The sequence below is a fragment of the Oleiagrimonas soli genome (genome assembly GCF_000761445.1).
Lineage (GTDB): Bacteria > Pseudomonadota > Gammaproteobacteria > Xanthomonadales > Rhodanobacteraceae > Oleiagrimonas > Oleiagrimonas soli.
On the sequence record NZ_KN196470.1, the window covers coordinates 2264301 to 2289019 of the forward strand.

The window sequence follows — 24719 nt, forward strand, 5'->3', positions numbered from 1 at the left end:
TCGATTATCATGGACGGCCTTGTCTCGACACCGATATGCGGTGTCCCAGCTGGAGTTTCAATCGATATGACGGTGGTCAGCGTCAAGCAGGCTCTTGCCGGCACGCCCGGCGAAGGCAGTGAAGTCACGGTCCGCGGCTGGGTGCGCACCCGGCGCGACTCCAAGGCCGGGCTTTCCTTCGTGCACATCAGCGACGGCTCCTGCTTCGCGCCGATCCAGGCCGTGGTGCCGGCCGACCTGCCCAATTACGAGAACGAGGTGCAGCGCCTGACCTCCGGCGCCAGCGTGATCGTCACCGGCACCCTGGTCACTTCGCAGGGCAAGGGCCAGGGCTTCGAGATTCAGGCCGCGAAAGTCGAGGTACCCGGCTTCGTCGACGATCCGGAAACCTACCCGATCCAGCCCAAGCAGCATTCGATGGAGTTCCTGCGCGAGGTCGCCCACCTGCGCCCGCGCACCAACCTGTTCGGCGCCGTCACGCGCATGCGCCACACGGTGATGATGGCGATCCACCGCTTCCTCACCGAGCAAGGCTTCTACTGGATCAACACCCCGATCATCACCACGTCCGACGCCGAGGGCGCGGGCGACATGTTCCGGCTGTCGACGCTGGACCTGGCCAACCTGCCGCGCGACGACAAGGGCGCGATCGACTTCCGCAAGGACTTCTTCGGCCGCGAGGCGTTCCTGACCGTGTCCGGCCAGCTCAACGTCGAGGCCTACTGCCTGGCGATGAGCAAGGTCTACACCTTCGGCCCGACCTTCCGCGCCGAGAACTCCAACACCGCGCGCCATCTGGCCGAGTTCTGGATGGTGGAGCCGGAGATCGCCTTCGCCGACCTGAACGACAACGCCGATCTGGCCGAGGCGTTCCTGAAGTCCATCTTCCGCACGGTGCTCGACGAGCGTCAGGACGACATGGCGTTCTTCGCCGAGCGCGTGCATCCGGAGGCCATCACGCGCCTGCAGGCCTTCGTCGACGCGCCGTTCGAGCGCATCCAGTACACCGACGCCATCGAAATCCTGAAGAAGTCCGGCAAGAAGTTCGAGTTCCCGGTCGCCTGGGGCGTGGACCTGCAGACCGAGCACGAGCGCTACCTGGTCGAGGAGCACGTCGGCCGCCCGGTCGTGGTGATGAACTACCCCGAGGAGATCAAGGCTTTCTACATGCGCCTCAACGACGACGGCAAGACCGTCGCCGCGATGGACGTGCTGGCCCCGGGCATCGGCGAGATCATCGGCGGCGCGCAGCGCGAGGAGCGCCTGGACCGGCTCGACGCGCGCATGCAGCAGTTCGGTCTCGACCCCGAAACCTACGGCTGGTACCGTGATCTTCGCCGCTACGGCACCGTGCCGCACGCTGGTTTCGGCCTCGGTTTCGAGCGGCTGCTGTGCTACATCTGCGGCATCGCCAACATCCGCGATGCGATCCCCTATCCCCGAGTCGCAGGAAGCGCCGAATTCTGATCGACCGCCATGCCGTCTAGACGTCTGTTTCAGCTGTTGCTGCCGGCCCTGCTGCTTGTGCTGGGTGCATGCGCGTCGCATGCGCCGGCCAAGTCCGACACGCCGCGCGCGGGTACTCGCGACGCGGCGATGGCGGAACTGCAGAAGGCCGATCCCTGCTGTACGCGATTCTCGCAGTTCTCCTTCCATCGCGATCTGCCGCTGAAGCCCACGCGCTTCGACGTCGAGTCGAGTCTTCCCGTGGCCGACTTCAACGGTACGCGCAGCTACTTTCTGGCCTTCACGCTGCCGCAGAAGCATGCACTGCCGTACAAGATCGTGCTGAAGTCGGAAATGACCGGCCGCTGGCTGCATTCGAGCTACCTGTTCGCGCCCTCGGTGGTGGTGCTCGACGCCAACTACCGGCCGATGCAGACCCTCGACGTGCAACAGTGCGAATACATCGGCTGGAGCCAGTCCACCACCGGCGCGCTGGGCAGCGTGGACGTCGACAGCCCGAACGCGCGCTACCTGGTGGTCTACACCTCCGGTCAGCAGCTCAACGGCAGCACCTACTGGGAGCAGTCGCCCACCGCCTTCTCGGCCGATGCGCCGGTGAAGATGGCGGCCACCGGCAGCTTCCAGATCTCGCACGGCCCGAACGGTCCGCTGTACGTCGGCGTGATGACGCCGCGCTACGCCAAGGCGGTCTCCGAGGCGCTGTGCGCCAAGCCGGATCCGCAATCCTCGCCGGGCGCGCTGTCCACGCTGCGTTCGCTGTTCCTGCCCTCGGCCAAGGACACCACGCCATGAACACGACGCCCATGCTCGGCATGCTTTATATCCTGCTGCTGATCGCCGGCGCGTGCGGCTTCGGCATGCACCTCTACGCGCAGTGGCGCTTCGCCCGCATCATGCGCGAACGCTATGCCGACAAGTGGCGCATCATCGCCTGTCCGGACCAGGGTCGCGCCAGCCGCATGCGAACCTGGGCGCGCCTGCAGCAGGTGTTGCGCAGCAACGTGCCGGAGCTGTTCGAGGACGCCGAGCTGACCCGCTGGCACCGCATCTGGCGCTACGCGCCGTGGCTGGCCTGGCCATGCTGGATCGGCGTGCTGGTGATCCAGGCGACGACCGCGCACTGAATCCCGCCGGCGCCGCGGCGTCGGCCTGTCAGGAGACACGCATGAAACTGGAACTCGACGGCCGCCACGCGCTGGTATGCGGCGCCTCCAAGGGCATCGGCCGCGCCACCGCCACGGAACTGGCCGCGCTGGGCGCGGACGTCACCGTGCTGGCCCGCTCGGAAGACGTCCTGCGCGCACTCGTCGACACGCTGCCGCGCACGCACGACGCCCAGCAGCACCGCTTCCTGGTCGCCGACATGAGCGATCGCCCCGCCCTCGCCGCCGCCATCGAGGCGCACATCGCCGCGCATCCGGCGCAGATCCTGATCCACAACTCCGGCGGACCACCCGCCGGCCCGGCGCACCGCGCCGATGCCGCCGCCTTCGAGCAGGCCTTCGGCCAGCACCTTCTGGCCGGTCAGACGCTGTTGCAGGCGGTGCTGCCGGGCATGCGCGCGGCCGGCTACGGACGCCTGGTCAACATCATCTCGACCTCGGTGAAGGAACCGATCCCGAACCTGGGCGTGTCCAACACCGTGCGCGCGGCCGTCGCCAGCTGGGCCAAGACCCTGGCCGGCGAACTCGCCGCCGACGGCATCACCGTCAACAACGTGCTACCCGGCTTCACCGAGACCGGCCGCCTGGCCAGCCTGATCGCCGGACGCGCGAAGGCGCAGGGCATCGACGAGGACGCGGTGGCGCGCGACATGCTCGGCCACGTGCCCGCCGCACGCTTTGGCAAGCCCGAGGAAGTCGCCGCCGTCGCGGCCTTCCTGTGCACGCCGGCCGCGGCCTACGTCAACGGCGTCAGCATCGCCGTCGACGGCGGACGCACGCGCAGCCTGTCCTGAGCCGTGCCCGAAGGGCCGGAAATCCGTCGCGCTGCCGACGCCCTGGCCGATGCCGTGGTCGGCGCCCCGCTGGCGCGCGTGTGGTTCGCTTTCGAGGAGCTCCTGCCCTACGCGCCGCTCCTGATCGGACAACGCATCGAAGCCATCACGCCGCACGGCAAGGCGCTGCTGACGCGCTTCGACAACGGCCTGACGATGTATTCGCACAACCAGCTCTATGGCGTGTGGCGCATCGCCGCCGCCGGCGAGCGTCCACGCACGAAACGCAGCCTGCGCGTGGCGCTGGAGACGGCCGACCACGCGATCCTGCTCTACAGCGCCTCGGACGTCAGTCTGTGGCCGACTGAACGCGTGCACGAGCATCCGTTTCTGGCACGACTGGGGCCGGATGTGCTCGACCCCGAGCTGGATCGCGACACCGTGCTGGCGCGCCTGAGCGACCGCCGCTTCGCGCGTCGGCGGCTGGCCGGTCTGCTGCTCGACCAGGCGTTCCTCGCCGGCCTGGGCAACTACCTGCGCGCGGAAATCCTGTGGCAGGCGCGCATCGCGCCGACCCTGCGGCCGGTCGATCTGGATGACGCCCAACGCATCATGCTGGCCGATGCGCTGCTCGACGTGCCGCGTCATTCCTACCGCACACGCGGTAAACGTGGCCGCGGCCGTCTGCAGGAAACACCCTTCCGTTTCCGCGTCTACGGCCGCGACAACCAGCCCTGCCCGCGCTGCGCCACGCCGATCGCGCGCAGCGAGCTCGGCGGCCGACCGATGTTCACCTGTCCGGATTGTCAACGCTGACGCTGCGGCCAAAGCTCGCTAAGCTTCGCGGCATGGACATGCCGAGTTTCCAGCACCTGATCGACGGCCGTATGGTCGACGCCGCCGACGGCGGTTGGCGCGACGTGCATGAACCGGCCACCGGCCAGGTCTACGCGCGCTGTGCGGACGGCAACGCGGCCGACGTCGAGCGCGCCGTGGCCGCCGCGGCCGCCGCCGCGCCGGACTGGGGCCGTCGCCCGGCCGGCGAACGCGCCGCCCTGCTGCGCCGCATGGCCGACCTCGTCGAACAGCGCCTGGACGCCTTCGCCGCCGCCGAATCGCGTGACAGCGGCAAGCCGGTGGCGCTGGCGCGAAACGTCGACATTCCGCGTGCGGTCGCCAACCTGCGCTTCTTCGCCGCCGCCATCGAAACCTGGGACGGCGCGTCGCACGCCATGCCCGGCCAGGCGATCAACGTCACCCTGCGCCAGCCGTTGGGCGTGGCGGCCTGCATCAGCCCGTGGAACCTGCCTCTGTACCTGTTCACCTGGAAGATCGCCCCGGCCCTGGCCTGCGGCAACGCGGTGGTGGCCAAGCCGTCCGAGATCACCCCGTGCACGGCGACGATGCTGGCCGAGGTGGCACTGGAAGCCGGTCTGCCCGCCGGCGTGTTCAACGTCGTGCACGGCGAGGGGCCCGCGGTCGGCGCACCGCTGGTCGCGCATCCGCAGGTCAAGGCCGTGTCGTTCACCGGCTCCACGCGCACCGGCGCGGCCATTGCCGCCGCCACCGCCGCGCAGTTCAAGAAGGTCTCGCTGGAGATGGGCGGCAAGAACCCCGCCATCGTGTTCGCCGACGCCGATCTGTCCGATGCGAACCTCGATACCATCGTGCGCTCGGGCTTCGCCAATCAGGGCGAAATCTGTCTGTGCGGCTCGCGCCTGCTGGTGCAGCGCTCCATCTACGAAGACTTCCGCGAGCGCTATCTGACACGCGTGAAAGCATTGCGCGTGGGCGATCCCGAGGCGGCGGAGAGCGACCTCGGCGCGCTGGTCTCGAAACCGCACTTCGACAAGGTCGTGGCTTGCATCGAACGTGCGCGCAGCGAAGGCGGCACCGTGCTGTGCGGCGGCCAAGCCGTGCAGCTGGAAGGTCGTTGCGCGGAGGGCTGGTTCGTCGCCCCGACCGTGATCGAGAGCCTGCCCGCCGACTGCGCCACCAACCAGGAAGAAATTTTCGGCCCGGTCGTCACCCTGATGCCGTTCGAGGACGAAGCCGACGCGCTGGCCCTCGCCAACGGCACCGGCTACGGCCTGGCCGCCTCGCTGTGGACGCGTGACATCGACCGCGCACAGCGCATGGCCAGCGCGCTGGAATTCGGCATCGTCTGGATCAACTGCTGGATGCTGCGCGACCTGCGCACGCCGTTCGGCGGCGTCAAGCAATCCGGCGTCGGCCGGGAGGGCGGCGTCGAGGCGCTGCGCTTCTTCACCGAAGCCAAGAACGTGTGCATCGCCGTGCATCCCGCCGCATGAGCGCGGGTCGTCGCGGCGTTGCCGTCCATTGAATCTTCATCGCAGGAGAACGTTCAACCATGCCTCGTATCAAGGAACTGCTCGCCAGCAACAAGCAATGGGCCGAGCGCATTCAGGCCGAAGATCCGCAGTTCTTCGAGCAGCTGTCCAAGCAGCAGGCGCCGAAATTCCTGTGGGTCGGCTGCTCGGATTCGCGCGTGCCGGCCACGCAGATCGTCGACCTGCCGCCGGGCGAGATCTTCGTGCACCGCAACGTCGCCAACGTCATCGTGCACACCGATCTCAACGCGCTGTCGGTGATCCAGTTCGCCGTCGAAGTACTGAAAGTCGAGCACGTGCTGGTGGTCGGGCACTACGGCTGTGGCGGCGTAGGCGCGGTGCTCAAGAAGCAGCGCCTGGGGCTGATCGACAATTGGCTGCGGCACGTCGAGGACGTCGCCAACAAGCACATCCATGCGCTGGGCGACACGCTCGGCTTCGAGCGACGCCACGACCGCCTGTGCGAGCTCAACGCCATCGAGCAGGCCATGCATGTGTGCGCCACGACCATCGTGCAGGAAGCCTGGAGCCGCGGGCAGCCGCTGCGCGTGCACGCCTGGGTCTACGGCCTTTCCGACGGCCGCATCAACGACCTCGGGCTGGATGTGCGCGACATGGATTCGATGCGGACATCCTATCGCCAGGCGCTCGATACGCTGACCGCGAAATGGGCTCAGGAGGATGCCGCGTGAGCGGATCGATCCGCACGGACAAGGCGCCGCCGCCGGTCGGCGCCTACCCGCATGCGCGTCGCGTCGGCGACCTGCTGTTCCTGTCCGGCGTCGGCCCTCGACGCCCGGACGACAACGGCATTCCGGGCAACGTCTACGACGACAGCGGGCTGCTGGTCGACTACGACATCGAGGCGCAGTGCCGGCAGGTGTTCGCCAACGTCCGCGCGGTGCTGGAAGCCAGCGGCGCGCGTTGGGAAGACCTCGTGGACGTGACCGTGTTCCTGACCGACATGGCGCGCGACTTCGCCGCCTACAACCGTCTCTACGCCGAGCACTTCCAGGGCGTCGACGCCTGCCGCACTACGCTCGGCATCGACGCGCTGCCGACGCCGATCGCGATCGAACTGAAATGCATCGCCGCGCCCGGCGCGCGTCGGGACTGACGTCGACTCAGCCGACGGCGTCCAGACAGGTCTGCAACAGCCGGCGGATCACCGGCTGCACGCGCTCGGCGTGCTCCGGCAGGTACTCGAAAGTCGCCTCGTCCATGTAGTTGCACTGCGCCAGTTCCAGCTGCACGGCGTCGATGCCGTCGTCGGGCGCGCCGTAATGGCGCGTGATGTAACCGCCCTTGAAGCGCCCGTCGACCACGTGGGTGTAGGCGTTCTGGCCGTCGAGCACGCCGGCCAGTGCCTTGCGCAGCGACGGGTGGCAGCTGACCCCGGCGTGGGTGCCGAGATTGAAGTCCGGCAGACGGCCCTGGAACAGCATCGGCACCACCGCGCGGATCGAGTGCCCTTCCCATAGCACCACGCGGCCGTGCGCCTCGCGCAGCCGCTTCAGTTCATCGCGCAAGGCCTGGTGATAGGGCCGCCAGTAGGCTTCCACGCGCGCGGCAATGTCCTCGCTGTCCGGCGCTTCGCCGTCACGGTAGATCGACGTACCGTCGAACTGGATCGTCGGCACCAGGCTGGTCTCGCTCTGCCCCGGGTACAGCGCATGCCCGTCCGCCGGGCGATTGAGATCGACCACGTAGCGCGAATGCGCCGGCTGCAGGATGCTGGCACCCAGCTCGCGCGCGAAGGCGTACAGACGGCCCACGTGCCAGTCGGTGTCGGGCGAGCGCTGCGCCGACGGCGTCATGCGCGCAGCCAGCGCCTCGGGAATGTGGCTGCCGTCGTGTGGCAGGCTGATGAGCAGCGGCGCGCTGCCCCGGTGCAAGGTGAAGGTAAACATGCCTGTATTCTAGTGCTCTCCATGCCCATAGGTTCCAACGTATGCGTACATGCGTAAAACCTCGTCTTAGGGATATTCCGATGCCTGAAATGCTTCACATCTTTTCAACCAATCCTGTGATCTTATGAAACAGCTCCAATGAAGGAGCATTAAGGAGAGATGTGATGAAACGGAACGCATTTTTGCCGCTCGCCGCTATCGTCCTAATCGGCGCTCTTTCCATCGGCAATCAGGAAGCACGCGCAGCACTTCCTTGTCCGGATTGCCAAGCAATCTTTCAAAAGTGCCTGGATGCCGGCGGCTCCTACAGCTCATGCGAAGCCAGTCAGCCGGGCTACTGCTATGGCTGCCCGCCGCCCCTCAGCGACAATACCAAGAAAGTGCACGCACCCGATTTCACGAAACATCATTCCGCGTTTCTTGCCTGGATCAGCCGGCAGATTCATACGCTGAAAAAACTCGCGTGATGTACGTCATCGCATGAGCCATGGTATGGCAAGGCCGCCGTTTAGGCGGCCTTGCATTTTATGCGCCCATGCAAAACCACGGCACACCTTGCCCCGCACTCAGTCCCCGAGCAGCACCAGCTCTTCCGCGGACGTCGGATGGATCGCCACCGTGGCGTCGAGGTCGGCCTTGCGCGCGCCCATCTTCAGCGCCACGGCGAAGCCCTGCAGCATTTCGTCGCTGCCGACGCCGAACAGATGCACGCCGACCACGCGCTCGTCAGGGCCGACGCAGACCAGCTTCATCAGACTCTGCTGCGGGTGATCCGACAGCGCCGACACCATCGGCGTGAAGCGCGCGCGGTGCACGCGCACGGCGTCGCCATGCAGCACCCGCGCCTGCGCCTCGGTCAGCCCCACCGCGCCCAGCGGCGGATGCGCGAAGACGACGCTGGGAATGTTGGCGTAGTCCAGCTGCGCATCGGGCTGGCCGCCGAACAGGCGGTCCGACAACCGCCGTCCCGCGGCGATCGCGACCGGCGTCAGTTCGGTGCGTCCGGTCACGTCGCCCACCGCATGCACGCCGGGCACGTTGGTGTCCTGCTTCGCGTCGGTGACGATGTGACCGTCCTCGTCCAGCGCCAGCGGCACCGTGCCGAGTCCGATGTCGTCGCTGTTGGGCACGCGTCCGAGCGCCCACAGCACCTGCTCGTAGGGCGCGGCGTCGCCGGTCGCGACGTGCTCCAGATGCAGGCCGTCGCGGTCGCGTCGCACATCGGGAAGCGCCGCGTGCAGGTGCACGCCGATGCCCTGCGCGCGCATCGACGCGGTCAGCGCCTCGCCCAGCTCGGCGTCGAAATGACTGAGCAGCGTCGAGCGTGCGTACAGATCGACTTTCGCGCCCAATGCGTGCAGCACGCCTGCCAGCTCGCAGCCGATATAACCGCCGCCGATCACGGCCACGCTGCGCGGACAGGCACGCAACGCGAAGAAGTCGTCCGACACCCCGCCCAGCTCGAAGCCCGGCGTGGCCAGACGACGCGGCCGCGCGCCGGTGGCGATCAGCACGTGCGGCGCGCACAGCGTCTCGCCGGCGGCCTCCACGCGGTCGGCGGCGCGCAGACAGCCACGCGCCGCGATCAACGCGACGCCGGCCTCCTGCAGACGCTTGCGGTAGCTGGCATGGATGCGCGCGATGTAGGCCTCGCGGCGGGCGACGAAATGCCCCCAGTCGAGTGCCCCGGACGACACCTCGAACCCGAACGCGCGGGCGCGTTGCACGTCCTCGGCCGCCTGCGCGGCGTACCACATGGCTTTCTTCGGCACGCAGCCGACGTTGACGCAGGTGCCGCCGAGCGCGCCCGGTTCCAGCAGCGCGACGCGCGCGCCGTGATGGGCGGCGCGGAAGGCGGAGGCCAGACCGCCGGAACCGGCGCCGAGCACGATGTAATCGAAAGTACGCATGCGATCCTTGAGCGTCGTTCCCCGTCAGAGCCGAAAACGCGCCGGCCGGAAAGCGTGGGTGTCGATATCCGGCGCCACGCCGCGGCACAGCGCCGTGACGATCTCCGCGGTGCCCGCCGCCATGCTCATGCCGAGCATGCCATGCGCGGTGGCGAAGATCAGATTCGACCAGCGCCGGCTTTCGCCGATGATGGGCAACTGGTCCACGCTCATCGGTCGCCAGCCCCACCACATCTCCTGCAGCACGGGTCCGGACGACTCGTGTAGATAGTGTGTCGCGGCGCGGCGGATGGCCTTCACGCGCGCATCGTTGAGCAGACCGTCGAAGCCGTTGAACTCCATCGTGCCGCCGAGCCGGAAACCGGAACCCCAGGCCACCGCGCAGACGCCGTCCTCGCGCAGCATCAGCGGGCGCGATGGCGCGCGCGACGGGCGCGACCAGGTGATCGAATAGCCCTTGCCCGGCTGCATCGGCAGACGCATGCCGAACATGCGGCCGACCTGCGGCGACCAGGCGCCCAACGCCATCACCATGCGTTTGCCCGAGTACACGCCGCGATGGGTGCGCACAGCATCGATCTGACGGCCGTTGACGTGCACGCGCTCGATCCGCGCATTCTCCTCGACAATGCCGCCCAGCTCGCGCACCCGACGCGCCAGTTCGGCAACGAAGGCTTCGGGGCGTAGATGCGCGTCGCCGGGATGGAAATAGCCGCCGGCCATGCCCGGCTTCAGCGCCGGCTCCATCGCCTGCAGCTCGTCGTCGCTCTTGCGCTGCGCCTCGATGCCGAGTCGGTCCAGCCACTGCGCATGCTTCTCGGCCTCGCGCAGGCTTTCCGCGTGGCGATAGACGTACAGCGTGCCGCGCGCGGCGTATTCGCAGTCCAGCCCTTCTTCCTCGATCCAGTCACGCATCAGGTCGATCGAGCTCAACAACAGCGTGGCCCGCGCTTCCGCGGCTTCTTCGGCGCGCGCCCGCCGCCCTTGCCGGGCCAGGCGTAGCAACCACAGAAAGCGCGCCAGCTCCGGACGCGGATGGATGTGCAGGGGCGCGTCGTTCTGCAGCATCTGCGCGAACGCCTTGCGCAGACCGCCGGGTGTGAGCAGCGGGATCGCATGACTGGGCGTCAGCGTGCCGCAGTTGCCGTGCGAAGCGCCACTGCCGACCGTGCCCTGCTCGACGATGCGCACGCTCGCGCCGGCCTGCAGCAGCCGCAGCGCACAGGCCAGGCCGATCACGCCGCCACCAAGCACGAGAACATCACTACGCTGCGCTGCCATGGGTCCCATTCTACCCACGGTTCGTGACCGACATACGCCCGGACGAACGGCCTAGGCGTTCACCCCGGGTCGCAGACCGCGCGGCATCAGGTAGCGTTCCAGTCCCTCGAACACGCCCTGCACCAGCAGCGCCAGCGCCGCCGCCGGCACCGCGCCCTGCAGGATCAGGCCGAGGTCGTCCAGGCGGATGCCGGTCAGGATCGGCTGACCGTAGCCGCCGGCGCCGATCAGGGCGCCCAGCGTCGCGGTGCCGACGTTGATGACCGCGGCGATCTTCACGCCGGCCAGGATCGAACGCATCGCCAGCGGCAGTTCGATGCGCAACAGCCGCACCCGCGCGGGCAAGCCCATCACCGCCGCCGATTCCAGCAGTGCCGGATCGATGCCGGTCAGTCCCGCATGCGTGTTGCGCACGATCGGCAGCAGGCTGTAGAGAAACAGCGCCGCGATGGCCGGCCCGGCACCGATGCCGAACAGCGGGATCATGAACACGAACATGGCCAGCGACGGCACGGTCTGCAGCACGCCGGTCAGCGCCATCACGACATGCCCCAGCCGACGCCAGCGCGCGGCGAGGATGCCGAGCGGCACCGCCAGCAGCAGCGCCAGTCCGAGCGAGATGCCGACCAGCGCGAGATGTTCGCGCGTGCGCTGCAGGATACGCGCGGCCATGCCCTGTACCGGCGATGCCGCCGACACGCCGAGAAACGCCGCCGCAACGTCCGTCTCGCTGCGGCCGTCGAGCTTCACTGCCGCGTTCATGCGCTGCATCGCCTGCACGTCGATGCGACCGGCCAACGCGCGCAGCGCTTCGATCGCGTCGGGCACGCGCTGCGCCAAATCCAGTCGGTACAGGAACACCGCGCGATACGGCGGAAAGTAGTGGCGGTCGTCGCGCAGCACGCGCAGGTGGTGGTACGGAATCTCCGCGTCGGTGGTGTAGACGTCGGTGAGGTCGATCGCGCCCTGCGCCAGCGCACGGTAGGCCAGGTCGTGATCCATGCCGCGCACGTCGCGCTGCGGCAACGCATAGGCGCGCCGCAGGCCGCGCCAGCCGTCATCGCGATCCATGAACTCGTTGGAGAAACCGAAGCGCAGATCTGGATGCGCGCGCAGGTCGGAGATCGTGGCGATCTTCAGCGCATCGGCGCGGGTCGCGCGCATGCCGACAGCGTAGCTGTCCTCGAAACCGAGCGAGTCGGTGACGCCGATGCCCAGCGGACGCAGCCGTGCGCGCAGCATGGCGAGATCGGCGTCCGCCGGCGTACCCGGCAGCAGTTCCTGCACCAGCGTGCCGGTGTATTCGGGATAGGCATCGATGTCGCCCTCGCGCAGGGCGCGCCACAGGATGCGGGTGCCGCCAAGGCTGCGCCGATGAACGGCCGCAATGCCGTGTTCGCGCAGCGACAGACGCGCGACCTCGCCCAGCACCACCGACTCGGTGAACGCCTTCGAGCCGATCCGCACCGGTGGCGGCGCCGCATGCGCGCCGGCCGCGAGCATGACCGCCAGCAGCATCGCGATGCCCAGCACGCGCCTCATGCCGGGCGCTCCGGCAAGCGTCGCGCGCTGTCGAGAAACCGGCGTACGTAATCGTTGGTCGGCGTGCGCTGCAGATCGGCAATGCCGCCGTCCTGCACCACGCGGCCATCGCGCATCAGCACCAGGCGCGACGCCAGCCACGCCGCTTCGGCGACGTCGTGCGTCACCAGGATCACGGTCTTGTCCAGCGTGTCGAACAGATCGCGCAACTGCGTTTGCAACTCGTGGCGGACGATCGGATCGAGCGCGCCCAGCGGTTCGTCCAGCAGCAGCGCCGGCGGATCCGTCATCAGGGCGCGCATCAACGCCACGCGCTGGCGCTGTCCGCCCGACAGCTCCGCCGGATAGCGCTGCAAGGCCGAAACCGGCAGGCGCACGCGCTCGGCCAGTTCATTGCAGCGCGCGGCAATCCGCTCGCGCGTCCAGCCGAGATGACGCGGCAGCAAGGCCAGATTGTCCCGCCCGCTCAGGTGCGGGAACAGTCCGCCTTCCTGAATCACGTAACCCAGTCGACGTCGGATGTCCTGCAGGGACGTCGTGGCCAGCGGCATGCCGTCGACACGGACCTCGCCGGCCGTGGGTCGCACCAGCCCGATCAGCAGCCGCAACACCGTGGACTTGCCGCTGCCGCTGCTGCCGATCAGCGCGCAGACCTGACCGCGCGCGAAGTCCAGCGACACGTCGTCGAGCGCCAGCACCCCCGGATAGCGCACCTGCACCCGATGCAGGGCGAACATGGGAGACGCACAGACGTGGCCATCGGCCGGGACCGGCGGAATCGGTGTCGCGGGCATGTCCGCATCATACCCGCCGCGGCCCTGGACCCGTGGCGACGGCTTTGCCGATATCGTGTAGTCGGTTGGCACTTTTCCTGCATGACTCCCGCATGCACCTACCGGAGTCCTCACCATGCCCCCGTCCAACCCGGAAATTCTGCTTGCACTGCGGTCGCCCGACAGCGGCTGGCTGGGCGTTCTGGCCACCGTGCTGGACGAGGCCAACCAGGACCCCCGTTTCGATGCCGCGCAGCGCGACATCCTGCGCCAGCTGCTGAATCAGGAGCGCATGCCGCGCGAGATCGGCGACGCCGCACGCCATCGCGCCGCCGTCTTCGAGACCGAAATCATCCGCGACTGCCAGGCCGCGAAGGAAGCCGCGGTGCGTCCGACTGCCCCGGAGCGTCCCAAACTGACGCTGGTTGGCAAGCTGGCCAGCTGAAACAGGGCACTTCTTGCACAGCACCTCAAGTCTTTGCCGCAAGCCATTGATTTGATACCCTCGAAGCACGCCGCCTCGGGGGTTTTTCATGCCCATGTCTTTTTCGTCGGGTCCATATCGCCCCGCTTCGCACGCTCGCTGGGCCGCCGCCGGCATGCGCGTGGCCTGCCTGGGCGCGCTCGCCCTGTTGACCGCCTGCGCCGGCGCACCACGACGGACACCGCACGAGACGCCCACGCCGGTCGCCAGCGGCATTCCCCAGCAGCCGCCGGAACGGCAGGCCGAGGACGTGCTGTTCCACGCCATCGGACTGGTCGGTACACCCTATCGCTGGGGCGGCAACACGCCCGACAGCGGATTCGACTGCAGCGGTCTGGTCGACTACGTGTTCCGCACCTCGGCCGGCCTGCAACTGCCGCGCACCTCGCACGAAATGGCGCAGATGTCGGTGCCCAAGATCAAGCAGACGGACCGCCTGACTTCCGGCGACCTGCTGTTCTTCCGCACCGGCCTGCACCGCATCAGCCACGTGGCGATCTACGTCGGCAAGGGACGCTTCGTGCATGCGCCGAACAGCGGCGGCACGGTGCGGCTGGACAACCTGTCCAACCCGTACTGGAGCCGCCACTTCGCGTTCGCGCGTCGCGTGCTCGACTGACTTCCCGCCGCCGCGCGCACGCATCGCTTGCATGCGGGCCGCGGCCCGTCGACCATGGACCCGTCCCGTCCGCGCTGGCGGTCGCACCATGGAGGAATGCCGCATGACACGCATGTCCCGCTCCGGCCTCTGGCTGGCATTGCTCGGTACCGCGATGGTCGCTCCGGGCGGCTGCGCGATGCCCTCCGATCACGTGGCGCTCACGGCCCTGGGTTCGCTCGACGATCAGGCGCTGGCGCAACGGCTCGGTCTCGGCGCGGACGGCGGACTCACGCCCCATTCCGCACCGCTCCCCACCGCGCAAGGCACCACCAAGCAACGCATGCTGCAGACCTATCACGGCATCCCGGTGCAGGATCGCGGCGTGGTGATCGAGCGCGACGCCACGGGGAACATCGTCAGCGTGCGCGGCGACCTGGCGCGCGATCTCGCCGCCCAGTTGCCGCAGGTCGATGCACGCATCGCGCCGGATCAGGCCGTGCAGGCGCTGCGCGCGCACGACGGCATCGACGCCGACGCCGCGCTGAGCAACGTGCAGCACGCCTTGTCCATCGACCCGCACGGCGACGCGCCGAAGCTGGTCTACCAGGTGTCGTTCTACATCACGCAGCACGACACGCCCCGGCGACCGACCGGCGTCGTCGATGCGATGACCGGAACGGTGCTGAAAGCCTGGGACGGACTGACCACGCAGGACGGCCAGCAGGGCTCGCGCCCCAGCGGCGGTTTCGTCGGCCCTGCGCCGACGAAACCCGCAGGCGACTGAAGCGCGCTACAGCGCCGTCGCCGCGAAGGTGTTGCAGCGGGCGATCTCGCCGCTGGCGAAACCGGTCTTGAACCAGCGCACGCGCTGCGCCGAGGTACCGTGGGTGAACGAATCCGGCATCACGCTTCCGCGCGCGCGTCGTTGCAGGGTGTCGTCGCCGATGTGGCTGGCCGCGTCCAGCGCCGCTTCGATGTCGCCCGGCTGCAGCCACTGCAGCTGCCGCTGCGCGCGATTCGCCCACACGCCGGCGAAGCAGTCCGCCTGCAGTTCCTGACGCACCGACAGACCGTTCGCGCCCTGCATCGCCGCGCCGCGCGCACGCGCTTCGTCGACCTTGCGCATGACGCCGAGCAGGTTCTGCACGTGATGACCGACCTCGTGCGCGATCACGTAGGCGCGCGCGAAGTCCGCGGTCGAGGCGTTGAGCTGCGACCCCATCTGATCGAAGAAACCCACGTCCAGATAGACCTGGCGATCGCCGGGACAGTAGAACGGCCCGACCGCGGACGAGGCCGCGCCGCAGGCCGTGCGCACGCTGCCACGGAACAGCACCAGTCGCGGCGGCTGGTAGCGGCGGCCGAGGTCGCCGAACACGCCGCTCCAGACGTCCTCGGTGCTGCCCAGCACGCGCTGCACGAACTCGGTCTGCACGTCGGCGGCGGGCGCGGTGGTCTGCGGCGCGCCGGCGCCGAGCTGCGACGTGCTTTCGCCGTTGCCGAGCAGGGCCGTCGGATCCTTGAAGAAGACCCAGCCCAGGATCAGCATCACGATCAGTCCGCCGATACCCATCGGCCGACCGCGCAGGCCGCGACCGCCTCCGCCGCCGGTGGACTGCACCACGTTGTCGCTGCGTCTCCCCTTGCGCCAAAGCATGTCGTCGCCCTCTCCGCCGTGCCGTTGCCGGCAAACGTAGCTCGATTGCGCACCCCGCGCCAGCGGCCGCTCGCTTGTGCCTGTCGCCGCGACGGTCCATAGTCGGAGACTGTTGTGTCCAGCGCCGACCGTCGCGCACGACACGGCGACGGACGTCGCGGACACTCCTTGCCTGGCTGCAACGGGAGGAGACGCATGAGCGACGCGACCACCACGGTGGACCCCAAGGCGACCGACGACCGCCGCCTTCGCCGCGACATCGGCATCATCGGACTGCTGTTCACCGCCGTCGGTTCGATCATCGGTTCCGGCTGGCTGTTCGGCGCGCTGAGCGCGGCGCAGATCGCCGGCCCGGCCTCGATCCTGGCCTGGGGCATCGGCGGCGTGATGATCATCCTGATCGGTCTGTGCTACGCCGAACTGGGCACGATGTTCCCGGTCTCCGGCGGCGTGGTGCGTTTCCCGCATTTCGCCTTCGGCTCCTTCGCCAGCTACACGCTGGGCTGGATCACCTGGCTGGCGGTGGCCTCGACCACCTCCATCGAAGTGCTGGCCGCGCTGCAGTACTCGACCAACTACCTGCCCTGGCTGCAGCACCTGCAGGACGGCGTGCCGGTGCTGACCGGCGCGGGCTTCGCGGTCGCGGTGGCGATGCTGGCGCTGTTCAGTCTCATCAACGTGGTCGGCATCCGCTGGTTCGCGCGTCTCAACAACGCGCTGGTGTGGTGGAAGCTCATCATCATCGTGGTGGTCATCGTGGCTTTCCTGATGACCGCCTTCGACGGCGCCAACTTCACCGGCGGCGCGCAGGACCACGCCGACGCCGGCGGCTTCATGCCGTTCGGCTGGAGCGGCGTGTTCGCGTCCATCGCCACCGCCGGCATCGTGTTCTCCTACCTCGGCTTCCGTCAGGGCGTGGAGCTGGCCGGCGAAACCCACAACCCGCAGCGCAACGTGCCGATCGCGATCATCGGTTCGGTGCTGATTACCGGCGTGATCTACGTGGCGCTGCAGATCGCCTTCATCGGCGCATTGCCGCCGGGCGCGCTGGTCGACGGCTGGGCGCACATCGGCACCAGCTTCAGCGGCGGACTCGACCACATCGCCGCGACCTACGGTCCGCTGGCGGCGATGGCCACGGTCATGGGCCTGACCTGGCTGGCGGTGCTGCTGTACATCGACGCCTTCATCTCGCCGGCCGACACCGGTTTGATCTACACCACCGTGACCGCGCGCATTTCCTACGCGATGGGCCGCAACGGCAACGCGCCCTCGGCACTGGCCAAGGTCAGCCGACGCGGCGTGCCATGGGTGAGCGTGATCGTCACCTTCGTCGCCGGCATGATCTTCCTGCTGCCGTTCCCCGGCTGGCAGAAGCTGGTCGGCTTCGTCACCTCGGCCACCGTGCTGTCGTTCGGCTCCGGGCCGCTGGCGCTGGTCGCCATGCGCCGTCAGCTGCCCGCGCAGCGGCGTCCGTTCCGCCTGCCGGGCATGCACGTGCTGGCCTTTCTCGGCTTCCTGTCGTCCAACCTGATCGTCTACTGGTCCGGCTGGGACATCGTGTGGAAGCTGATGATCGCGGTGCTGATCGGCTACGTCGTGCTGCTGCTGCACGAGTGGCGCAGCCGCGGCAACACGCCGCGACTGGAACTGGCCTCGGGCGCCTGGGTGCCGCTGTGGCTGGCCGGCCTGGCGTCGATCAGCTGGCTCGGCGAATACCCGGCGCTGGACAAGCACGCCGGCAACCTCGGCGTGATCGGCTTCGGCTGGGCCATCCTGGTGGTGGCCGGTTTTTCGCTGGTCATCATGTGGATCGCGACCGCGATGCGCCTGCCCACCGAACGCGTCGAGGCGCACCTGCGCGAACCGGCGCCGGAAGCCACCGCGCAACTGGGCGAACCGAGTCCCTGAGTGTGCGTTTGCAGTGTAGGATGCCGCAGATCCCGCACGTCTTCAGGTAAAGGAATGTTCATGCTCACGCTGCTTCCCGCGCTGGTCACTGCGCTGACTGTGTTCCTGCTGCTGTTCACCGCGTTCAAGGTCGGACAGGCGCGCGGCAAGCACAGCGTCAAGGCGCCCGCCATCAGCGGTCATCCGGATTTCGAGCGGGCCTGGCGCGTGCAGATGAACACGCTGGAAGCCAGTGTGATGTTCCTGCCGTCGCTGTGGCTGGCCGGTCATTTCGGCAACCCGGGCATCGCCGGCATCCTCGGCCTGCTGTGGCTGCTGGCGCGCATCTGGTACGCCGCGGCCTACCTGCGCGACGCCGCACGACGCCATATGCCCTTCACCATCGGCCTGCTGCTGACGGTGATGCTGGCCGCCTGGGGACTGATCGCCGTGCTGCACGACATGTGGCTGCTGGCCGCCGTGCCGCATGTCGGCTGACCTGTTCGCACCCGGAGCACGAATGCATGGATGACACCCCGATCGATCTGCCCGCGGTCGAACCCCCGCCCTCGCCCGATGCACCGCGCCTGCGCTTCGCGCTGGGCGCGATCGTCCTGTACTTCCTGATCCAGGCCTTCACCGGCTTCCTGGTCGGGATGGTGTTCATGATGGTGGAGATGGTCGCCAACGGCGTACACGATCCGAAAGCGGTGCTGCAAAGTCCGGACACGCGGATGCTGCTGTTGCTCATGATCCTGCCGCTGTCCTGCCTGGCCTCGATCCTGGTGTTCCGGCTGGGTTACCGGCGCGTCTGGCGCACGGCCGGTCACGAAGGACTCGCGGTGCGGCCGATACGGCCGACGCAGTTCAGCCTGCATGTGCTGCTGGGCATCGCCACCGGCATCGTCGGCAGCATGCTGACCTACCTGCTCACCCAGGGACACCCGATCGGCCAGGACATCGGCAAGCTGATGCTGCACACCTCGCTGCCGATGAGGCTCGGACTCGGGCTGTTGGTCGTCACCCTGGTGCCGTTGGCGGAGGAAATCCTGTTCCGCGGGATTCTGTTGCCGGCGCTGATCCGGCACATGCCGATCGCGCTGGCGGTGGCCATCGACGCCTGCCTGTTCGCCGCGATTCACTTGCCCGATCTGGGCTGGAAACCGCAAGGATTGCTGGCGCTGGCGTTGGTCGGCGCGGTGTGCTGCTGGCGGCGGCTGAAGACCGGCTCGATCTACAGCGCCGTGGCCGTGCACGCCGGCAACAACCTGCTGGCGATGGTGGCGCTGATCGCCAGCCATCGCTGAATCATTCGGTCCGCGCCAGCGCAGGTTCAGCGCGACCGCCTAGACTGATCCGGTGCGACAACCACTCGTGGGGTACGCACCATGAAACGGCACTGGGACTTCTTCAAGGACAGCGACGCCTCGTTCGGCCTGTTCTACCCGCTGCACTACACGATGGCGGCCTTCGAGGTCGACACGCACGCCGAGCGCGCGCGGCAGCATTTCCTCGATGCAGGCTTCGCCCAGGATGACGTCGCTGTCGCCACCGGCTCCTTCGTCACCGAGCAGCTCGAATCGATGGACGATGCCGGCTGGTTCGACCGCCTGCGCGCGCAACTGGCCGATCTCGTCGGCACCGAAACCGGCTATCTGCAGGACGACCGCAAGCACGCGCAGCGCGGCGGCGCTTTCCTGTTCGCGTACACGCCCGACCAGGAACGCATCGACCGCGCGCATGCACTGCTCGAACGCCTGCATCCGATCTACGCGCGGCGCTACCACTACGCCGGCATCGAACGCATCCGCTACCCGGCGCAGTCCAAACTGTAAATCTGCCCCGAGAACCTACAGGCGTTCCAGCGCCGTGGCGTTGGCCGCCAGCTCGGGCCCCAGATAGCCGTGCGAACCGCAGGCCGTCAGCCCGGCCTCGGCGAACGCGCGCCGGTACCACGCGGCGCTGCGGGCGACGAAATTCTCCTGGTCGCCCTCGATGGCGTCGCCCTTGGCGTAGACCTCGATGAACGCCATGCCGCGCAGCAGTTCGGCGAATCCGGACAGGCCGCGGCGAACCTCGGCCGCCTTCATGTAGTGCAGCACGTCGGCGCAGACGATCAGGTCGAACGGCTCCTCGAAACGCAGCTCGGCCAGTTGCCCGAACGTGGCCAGACCGATGCGCCGACTGCGGCCGTAACGCTCGACGGCGTACGGACTGGGATCGAGTCCGCGGTAGTCGATATCGGGGCGCAGCCGGCGCAACGCGGCGCGCCACGGCGCCTCGCCGCAGCCGACGTCCAGCACGTTGCGCACCGGGCGTCCCAGGTAGAACTCGGCCTGCGCCACCGCCAGCGCGACCTTGCGCTTGAGCACATCGGGCGGCACACCCGCGTGCCGCGGATCGCGGTACCACTTGTCGAAATAGGCGCGGTCGTATTGCTTGCCGGTCATGGCGTCCTCGGATGATCGATGCATCCGGATAGTGTACGCATCTCGCACGCGCTCGTTGCCCGCGGTTCATGTCGAGCGTCAACCGTCGCCGCGCCTCGCACGTTGTGTCGGCATCGTGGCTGTGGAGACGCCGATGCGCTTCACCCTTCCGAAACCGTGGATCGCCGGCGCACTCGTCGCCCTGCTGCTCACCCTGCTCGCGCCGACAGCGCTTGCCGCGCCACCGGACGCGCGCAACATCGCCTGGCTCGACCGCATCACCTTCGGCGCCGACAGCGCGACGCTGGCGCAGTACCGCAAGCTTGGACGCGAAGGCTTTCTGCAGGCGCAGCTGCACCCCGGCGACCCCGCGTTGCCGCCGGCGGTAACGACGCAGCTCGCCTCCCTCGACGCTGAGCGCTTGACCCTGAACGACATCGCCACGCAACTGCGCGAACAGCGCGCGAAGCTCCGCGCACTCGACAAAGGCGACCCGCAGCGGCGCGCACTCGCCAAGGCCTGGCGCAAGCGCGGACACGCACTCGCCGACCAGGCCGCGCAGGCTGAACTGCTGCGCGCCATCGCCAGCCCCGCGCAACTGCGCGAGCAGATGACGGTGTTCTGGCTGAACCACTTCAGCGTGTTCCAGCGCAAGCGGCAGGTCGGCTGGTTCGTCGCCGACTACACCAACCGCGTGATCCGACCTCACGCGCTCGGCTCGTTCCGCGATCTGGTCATGGCCACGCTGACCAGCCCGGCCATGCTGCAGTACCTCGACAACGCCAACAACGCGCGCGGCCACTACAACGAGAACTACGCGCGCGAACTGATGGAGCTGCACACACTCGGCGTACACGCGGGTTACACGCAGCAGGACGTGCAGGCGCTGATGCACATCCTCAGCGGACTCACGCTCGACCTGCGTCCACGGGAGCGCGCCCGACGCTTCGGCGCACGCGGCCCGCAGCGGATCAACGCGCTGGTCGCCTTCTATCCGCGCCGTCACGACGCCTCGCCGCAGGTCTTTCTCGGTCACACCTTCGCCGGCGACGACATGAGCGAAATCCGCCGCGCCGTCGACCTGATCGTGGCGCAGCCGGCCTGCGCGCGTTTCATCTCCACCGAACTGGCGCGCTACTTCGTGGCCGACACGCCCTCACCCGCCCTGATCGACCGCATGAGCCGCACCTTCCAGCGCACCCACGGCGACATCGCGGCGGTGCTGCACACCCTGTTCACCGCACCGGAACTCGACGCCCAGCTCGGCCGCAAGTTCAAGGACCCGATGCAGTTCGTGATCTCCGCCGTGCGCCTGAGCGCGGACGGACGCGAGGTCGTCAACGCCGAACCGCTGGTCAAGGCGCTGCGCACTCTCGGCGAACCGCTGTACGGTCGCCTGACGCCGGATGGCTGGCCGCTGCAGGCGACCAGCTGGAACAGTTCCGGCCAGATGAGCGACCGCTTCCGCCTGGCCCGCGCGCTGGGCAGCGGCCGCATGCCGCTGTTCGATCCCGGCGCGAAGCGCGCCCCGGTCGGTACCGCGCCGCCCGACATCGCCGCCAGCATGCTGTATCGCGAGAGCCTCGCGCCGCGCCTGCGCGACGCCACGCGCCAGGCGCTGGCGCAGGCCCGCAACCGCGTGGAATGGAACACGTTGCTGCTGGCCTCGCCCGACTTCAACTTCCGCTGACGGAGTTTCGCTCATGCAACGCCGTGCTTTCCTGAAGACACTCGCCGCCCTGCCCGCGCTCGGCGTGGCCGGTCGGCTGTTCGCCGCGCCGACGTCCGGACCGCGTTTCCTGCTGGTGTTCCTGCGCGGCGGCTACGACAGCAACCACCTGCTGGTGCCGTACGCCAGCGACTTCTACTACGAGGCGCGTCCGCACATCGCCATCGCGCGTCCCGGCAGCGGCGCCGATGCCGCGACCCGGCTCGACGACGCCTGGGCGCTGGCGCCGGCCGTGCACGACAGCCTCGGCGCACTGTACGCGCAGCGCCAGGTCGCCTTCGTGCCGTTCGCCGGCACCGACGATCTGTCGCGCAGCCACTTCGAGACCCAGGACGACGTCGAATCCGGCGAGACCGCGGCGCAGCGCCACGGCTTCCACTCCGGCTTCATGGCGCGCCTGGCCGGCGTGCTCGGCAGACAGGCCGCGCCCATCGCCTTCACCCGCTCGCTGCCGCTGAGTTTCCAGGGCGGCCACGGCGACATTCCCAACCTATCGCTGCGCGGTCGCACCCGCGCCGCATTCACGCCGCGCCAGGTCGATCTGCTGCAGGCCATGTACGAAGGCACGCCGCTGCAGGCGCCGGTGCGCGATGGACTGAAGCTGCGCCAGCAGGTGGCCGGAAAATTCGCCGAAGAAATGGTCCACGCCAGTCGCGGCGCGGTGAATCCCGGCGGCTTCGCCACCGAGACCGCGCGCATCGCCACCTTGATGCGCGATCAGTTCCGTCTCGGCTTCGTCGATGTCGGCGGCTGGGACACGCACGTCAACCAGGGCGACGCGCGCGGCGTGCTCGCCAACAACCTCGCCAACCTCGGGCGCGGTCTGGAAGCCTTCGCCCGCGGCATGGGCGACGAGTGGAAGCACACCGTCGTTGCGGTGATCTCCGAGTTCGGCCGCACCTTCCGCGAGAACGGCGACCGCGGCACCGATCACGGACACGGCACCGTCTACACCTTCCTCGGCGGCGCGCTGCGCGGCGGACGCATCCTCGGCGAACAGCGCGCGGTCACGCGGGCCAACCTGCTGCAGGATCGCGACTACCCCGTGCTCAACAACTACCGCGCGGTGTTCGGCGGCCTGTTCCAGCGTCTGTGGGGGCTGTCCGACGAACACGTCAATCAAGTGTTCCCCGGCGCGCCCCCACGCGACCTCGGCCTGGTCTGAAGCGACTCAGCCCTGCGCCGCCTCGCGGCCGCGCACCAGCAGATGCTTGGCGAGGTGGCCGTGCATGCGGCCCACCGCGCGCGCCAGATGCAGCACCACGAACAGCAGCAACACGCCGACGATGCTGATCAACGGCACGACCCACCAGTACCAGTCATGCGGCGGCCACACCTGGCCGTTCACGTACACCGTGTCGATGGCGTTCTGCGAAATGAAGAAAGCCGCCCACGGCGCGCACGCCAGCGACACCGACAGCGAGATACCCGTCACCACGATGATGAAGTAGACGATGCCCAGCGGCAGCATCAACAGCATGTACAGCAGCGTCGACCAGGTGCGCGGGTCGGTGAACATCGCGCCGATGCGCTTCAGCCACGGCAGACTGCGGTCGGCATAGGCCGGTCGCCGCGGCATGCGCACGCCGAGCATGGTCTCGACGATGCGCCCCTCCAGCAGCGACAACGCGCGCACGGTGCCGATGAACAGCACCAGGAACGGGATGCCGATGATGAGGATCGAGAAACCGGCGGACAGGCTGACGCCGGTCACCACCCAGGTGAAGTAGAAGATGCCGGTCGCCATCGCCAGCAGCATGTAGAACAGCGCGCCGTAGGTGTGCGGATCCGCGGCGACGCCGAAGAAGCGGCCGATCGGACCGCGACGCGGCGGCGTCTTCGGCGTGCGCAGCGCACGCTGCACGGTGACCTCCTGATCGCGGTAGATCTCCGCCACTTCCTCCGGCGCGCCATAGCTGCCGACGACGTCGGCCAGCATCGCGGCCTCGTCGCCGTCGGCGCGTTCGGCCAGCTCCGCGCGCAGGTGCTCCTCGGCATCGTAGAGCGCGTCCTGGATCATGGCGGGGTCGGCGCCGCGAAGCGCGGCGCGCAACTGCTTCAGGTACTCGTCGATGGTGCGTGGCACGGGGGCATTCATCAGGGGGCTCCTTCAAGGACGGAATCGACCGAATCGCGGGTCGCCTGCCAGGTACTCGTCCACGCGGCGAGCGCCTCGCGGCCGACGTCGGTGATGCGGTAGTAGCGGCGCGGCGGACCGCTGATCGAGGGTTCGATACGACTGTTCAGCAGACCGGCAGCATCCAGGTTGCGCAGCACCGGATACAGCGTGCTCTGCTTGCCGCCGAGCACGCCGCCGCTGTCCTCCAGGCGCTTGGCGATCTGGTAGCCATACATCGGCTCCGCCGCCTGCGCCAGCACGGCCAGCAACACCAGCGAGACGGTGCCGGAAGCCAGCTCCTTCTCGAATTTCTTCTGCACGTGGAGGCCTGCGTCGGTCATGGTGCGACATGCTTCATAAACACATCCTCAGTATAGGTTGAAGTTATGAATAGCATATCGGCCGGAAGTCATGGGGCGGCCACCATGTCAGGTGGGCAGCCATCGCGCACAACCCCACCCATAAGCTTCGCAACGTGGGCACGATAGGACGATGTAAGACAACTACGAATCAGCCAGAGAATCATGATGAAGCTGGCATCGAAGAGAAGCTGCACTTGACATGGAGCAACCAGTCGGCAGAACAGGCGCTCCCCATTCCACCCATTGAGACAGCCGAAAACGGACCTGACCCCATTCGC

27 protein-coding genes are annotated in these 24719 nt (G+C 68.3%); 18 read left to right on the forward strand and 9 right to left on the reverse strand.

Translation table 11 applies throughout. From position 1 onward, the window contains the following. The first annotated feature begins 66 nt into the window (after positions 1-66). The 8 genes from asnS to LF63_RS10050 are packed head-to-tail and all read left to right on the forward strand — an operon-like array spanning position 67 to position 6871. Positions 67-1467 carry an asparagine--tRNA ligase gene (gene asnS, locus LF63_RS10015; RefSeq protein WP_043101468.1) on the forward strand — a complete coding sequence of 467 codons (1401 nt, stop codon included), beginning with the start codon at positions 67-69 and terminating at the stop codon, positions 1465-1467. 9 nt (positions 1468-1476) lie between these two features. Then, a complete protein-coding gene (locus LF63_RS10020) occupies positions 1477-2259 on the forward strand; it encodes a MalM family protein (RefSeq protein ID WP_043101469.1) in 783 nt (260 codons plus the stop codon). Next, the gene (locus LF63_RS10025; protein ID WP_052394930.1) at positions 2256-2591 is read left to right on the forward strand and encodes a hypothetical protein; all 336 of its coding nucleotides are present in this window, start codon (positions 2256-2258) and stop codon (positions 2589-2591) included. The genes LF63_RS10020 and LF63_RS10025 overlap by 4 nt, the downstream gene beginning before the upstream one ends. 41 nt (positions 2592-2632) lie before the next feature. Further along, on the forward strand, positions 2633-3424 hold the full coding sequence (locus LF63_RS10030) for an SDR family oxidoreductase (protein WP_043101471.1): 792 nt from the start codon (positions 2633-2635) through the stop codon (positions 3422-3424). A gap of 3 nt (positions 3425-3427) precedes the next feature. Then, complete coding sequence (gene nei, locus LF63_RS10035) at positions 3428-4219, forward strand: endonuclease VIII (protein ID WP_043101474.1); 792 nt, start codon at positions 3428-3430, stop codon at positions 4217-4219. A 38-nt stretch (positions 4220-4257) separates the two neighbouring features. Beyond that, complete coding sequence (locus LF63_RS10040; RefSeq protein WP_043103629.1) at positions 4258-5715, forward strand: aldehyde dehydrogenase; 1458 nt, start codon at positions 4258-4260, stop codon at positions 5713-5715. A gap of 59 nt (positions 5716-5774) precedes the next feature. Beyond that, positions 5775-6446 (forward strand): carbonate dehydratase, encoded by a 672-nt coding sequence (can, locus tag LF63_RS10045; RefSeq protein ID WP_043101476.1) that lies wholly within the window; start codon positions 5775-5777, stop codon positions 6444-6446. Continuing rightward, positions 6443-6871 (forward strand): RidA family protein, encoded by a 429-nt coding sequence (locus LF63_RS10050; protein WP_235205304.1) that lies wholly within the window; start codon positions 6443-6445, stop codon positions 6869-6871. The genes can and LF63_RS10050 overlap by 4 nt, the downstream gene beginning before the upstream one ends. A gap of 7 nt (positions 6872-6878) precedes the next feature. Here the strand turns inward: LF63_RS10050 and hutG are convergent, their stop codons facing one another. After that, a complete protein-coding gene (gene hutG / locus LF63_RS10055) occupies positions 6879-7664 on the reverse strand; it encodes an N-formylglutamate deformylase (protein WP_043101478.1) in 786 nt (261 codons plus the stop codon). A gap of 164 nt (positions 7665-7828) precedes the next feature. Here hutG and LF63_RS15885 point away from each other — a divergent pair, with 164 nt between their 5' ends. Further along, positions 7829-8131, forward strand: coding sequence for a hypothetical protein (locus LF63_RS15885; protein ID WP_152569308.1), 303 nt, complete (start codon positions 7829-7831; stop codon positions 8129-8131). A gap of 99 nt (positions 8132-8230) precedes the next feature. On the opposite strand, the gene gorA is transcribed toward LF63_RS15885, so the two are convergent. The 4 genes from gorA to LF63_RS10075 are packed head-to-tail and all read right to left on the reverse strand — an operon-like array spanning position 8231 to position 13134. Next, positions 8231-9574, reverse strand: coding sequence for a glutathione-disulfide reductase (gorA, locus tag LF63_RS10060; protein ID WP_043101480.1), 1344 nt, complete (start codon positions 9572-9574; stop codon positions 8231-8233). A gap of 24 nt (positions 9575-9598) precedes the next feature. Continuing rightward, positions 9599-10855: an NAD(P)/FAD-dependent oxidoreductase gene (locus LF63_RS10065; protein WP_043101482.1), complete on the reverse strand. Its 1257-nt coding sequence runs from the start codon at positions 10853-10855 to the stop codon at positions 9599-9601. A gap of 51 nt (positions 10856-10906) precedes the next feature. Next, positions 10907-12397: an ABC transporter permease/substrate-binding protein gene (locus LF63_RS10070; RefSeq protein WP_043101483.1), complete on the reverse strand. Its 1491-nt coding sequence runs from the start codon at positions 12395-12397 to the stop codon at positions 10907-10909. Then, a complete protein-coding gene (locus LF63_RS10075) occupies positions 12394-13134 on the reverse strand; it encodes an ATP-binding cassette domain-containing protein (RefSeq protein WP_043101490.1) in 741 nt (246 codons plus the stop codon). Before LF63_RS10075 ends, LF63_RS10070 begins: the two co-directional genes overlap by 4 nt. Before the next feature lie 172 nt (positions 13135-13306). Between LF63_RS10075 and LF63_RS10080 the strand changes: the two genes are divergently transcribed. The 3 genes from LF63_RS10080 (at position 13307) to LF63_RS10090 (ending at position 15039) form a co-directional block, all read left to right on the forward strand. Further along, positions 13307-13615, forward strand: coding sequence for a hypothetical protein (locus LF63_RS10080; protein ID WP_043101491.1), 309 nt, complete (start codon positions 13307-13309; stop codon positions 13613-13615). Between the two features lie 94 nt (positions 13616-13709). Next, complete coding sequence (locus LF63_RS10085; protein WP_235205366.1) at positions 13710-14273, forward strand: C40 family peptidase; 564 nt, start codon at positions 13710-13712, stop codon at positions 14271-14273. Positions 14274-14376: 103 nt separating this feature from the next. Further along, positions 14377-15039 (forward strand): PepSY domain-containing protein, encoded by a 663-nt coding sequence (locus LF63_RS10090; protein WP_052394932.1) that lies wholly within the window; start codon positions 14377-14379, stop codon positions 15037-15039. 6 nt (positions 15040-15045) lie between these two features. Here LF63_RS10090 and ypfJ read toward each other — a convergent pair whose 3' ends face one another. After that, positions 15046-15912, reverse strand: coding sequence for a KPN_02809 family neutral zinc metallopeptidase (ypfJ, locus tag LF63_RS10095; RefSeq protein WP_043101495.1), 867 nt, complete (start codon positions 15910-15912; stop codon positions 15046-15048). A 195-nt stretch (positions 15913-16107) separates the two neighbouring features. Here ypfJ and LF63_RS10100 point away from each other — a divergent pair, with 195 nt between their 5' ends. The 4 genes from LF63_RS10100 to LF63_RS10115 all read left to right on the forward strand — a co-directional run bounded on the left by LF63_RS10100 (position 16108) and on the right by LF63_RS10115 (position 19637). After that, positions 16108-17823, forward strand: a complete 1716-nt coding sequence (locus tag LF63_RS10100) for an APC family permease (protein WP_043101502.1) — start codon at positions 16108-16110, stop codon at positions 17821-17823. 60 nt (positions 17824-17883) lie between these two features. Beyond that, a complete protein-coding gene (locus tag LF63_RS10105) occupies positions 17884-18300 on the forward strand; it encodes an MAPEG family protein (RefSeq protein ID WP_052395227.1) in 417 nt (138 codons plus the stop codon). Positions 18301-18326: 26 nt separating this feature from the next. Further along, positions 18327-19109, forward strand: coding sequence for a CPBP family intramembrane glutamic endopeptidase (locus tag LF63_RS10110; RefSeq protein ID WP_043101506.1), 783 nt, complete (start codon positions 18327-18329; stop codon positions 19107-19109). Between the two features lie 81 nt (positions 19110-19190). Beyond that, entirely contained in the window at positions 19191-19637 is a 447-nt protein-coding gene (locus LF63_RS10115; protein WP_043101509.1) for a hypothetical protein, read from the forward strand. Between the two features lie 15 nt (positions 19638-19652). On the opposite strand, the gene LF63_RS10120 is transcribed toward LF63_RS10115, so the two are convergent. After that, entirely contained in the window at positions 19653-20252 is a 600-nt protein-coding gene (locus tag LF63_RS10120; RefSeq protein ID WP_043101512.1) for a class I SAM-dependent DNA methyltransferase, read from the reverse strand. 133 nt (positions 20253-20385) lie between these two features. On the opposite strand from LF63_RS10120, the gene LF63_RS10125 reads away from it, so the two are divergent. Then, the gene (locus LF63_RS10125; RefSeq protein WP_052394935.1) at positions 20386-21921 is read left to right on the forward strand and encodes a DUF1800 domain-containing protein; all 1536 of its coding nucleotides are present in this window, start codon (positions 20386-20388) and stop codon (positions 21919-21921) included. A gap of 13 nt (positions 21922-21934) precedes the next feature. Next, complete coding sequence (locus LF63_RS10130; protein ID WP_043101515.1) at positions 21935-23125, forward strand: DUF1501 domain-containing protein; 1191 nt, start codon at positions 21935-21937, stop codon at positions 23123-23125. Between the two features lie 6 nt (positions 23126-23131). Here LF63_RS10130 and LF63_RS10135 read toward each other — a convergent pair whose 3' ends face one another. Both LF63_RS10135 and LF63_RS10140 read right to left on the reverse strand, forming a co-directional pair. Continuing rightward, positions 23132-24058 (reverse strand): sensor domain-containing protein, encoded by a 927-nt coding sequence (locus tag LF63_RS10135; RefSeq protein ID WP_043101517.1) that lies wholly within the window; start codon positions 24056-24058, stop codon positions 23132-23134. After that, positions 24058-24420, reverse strand: a complete 363-nt coding sequence (locus LF63_RS10140) for a PadR family transcriptional regulator (protein ID WP_043101519.1) — start codon at positions 24418-24420, stop codon at positions 24058-24060. The genes LF63_RS10135 and LF63_RS10140 overlap by 1 nt, the downstream gene beginning before the upstream one ends. Between the last annotated feature and the right edge of the window lie 299 nt (positions 24421-24719).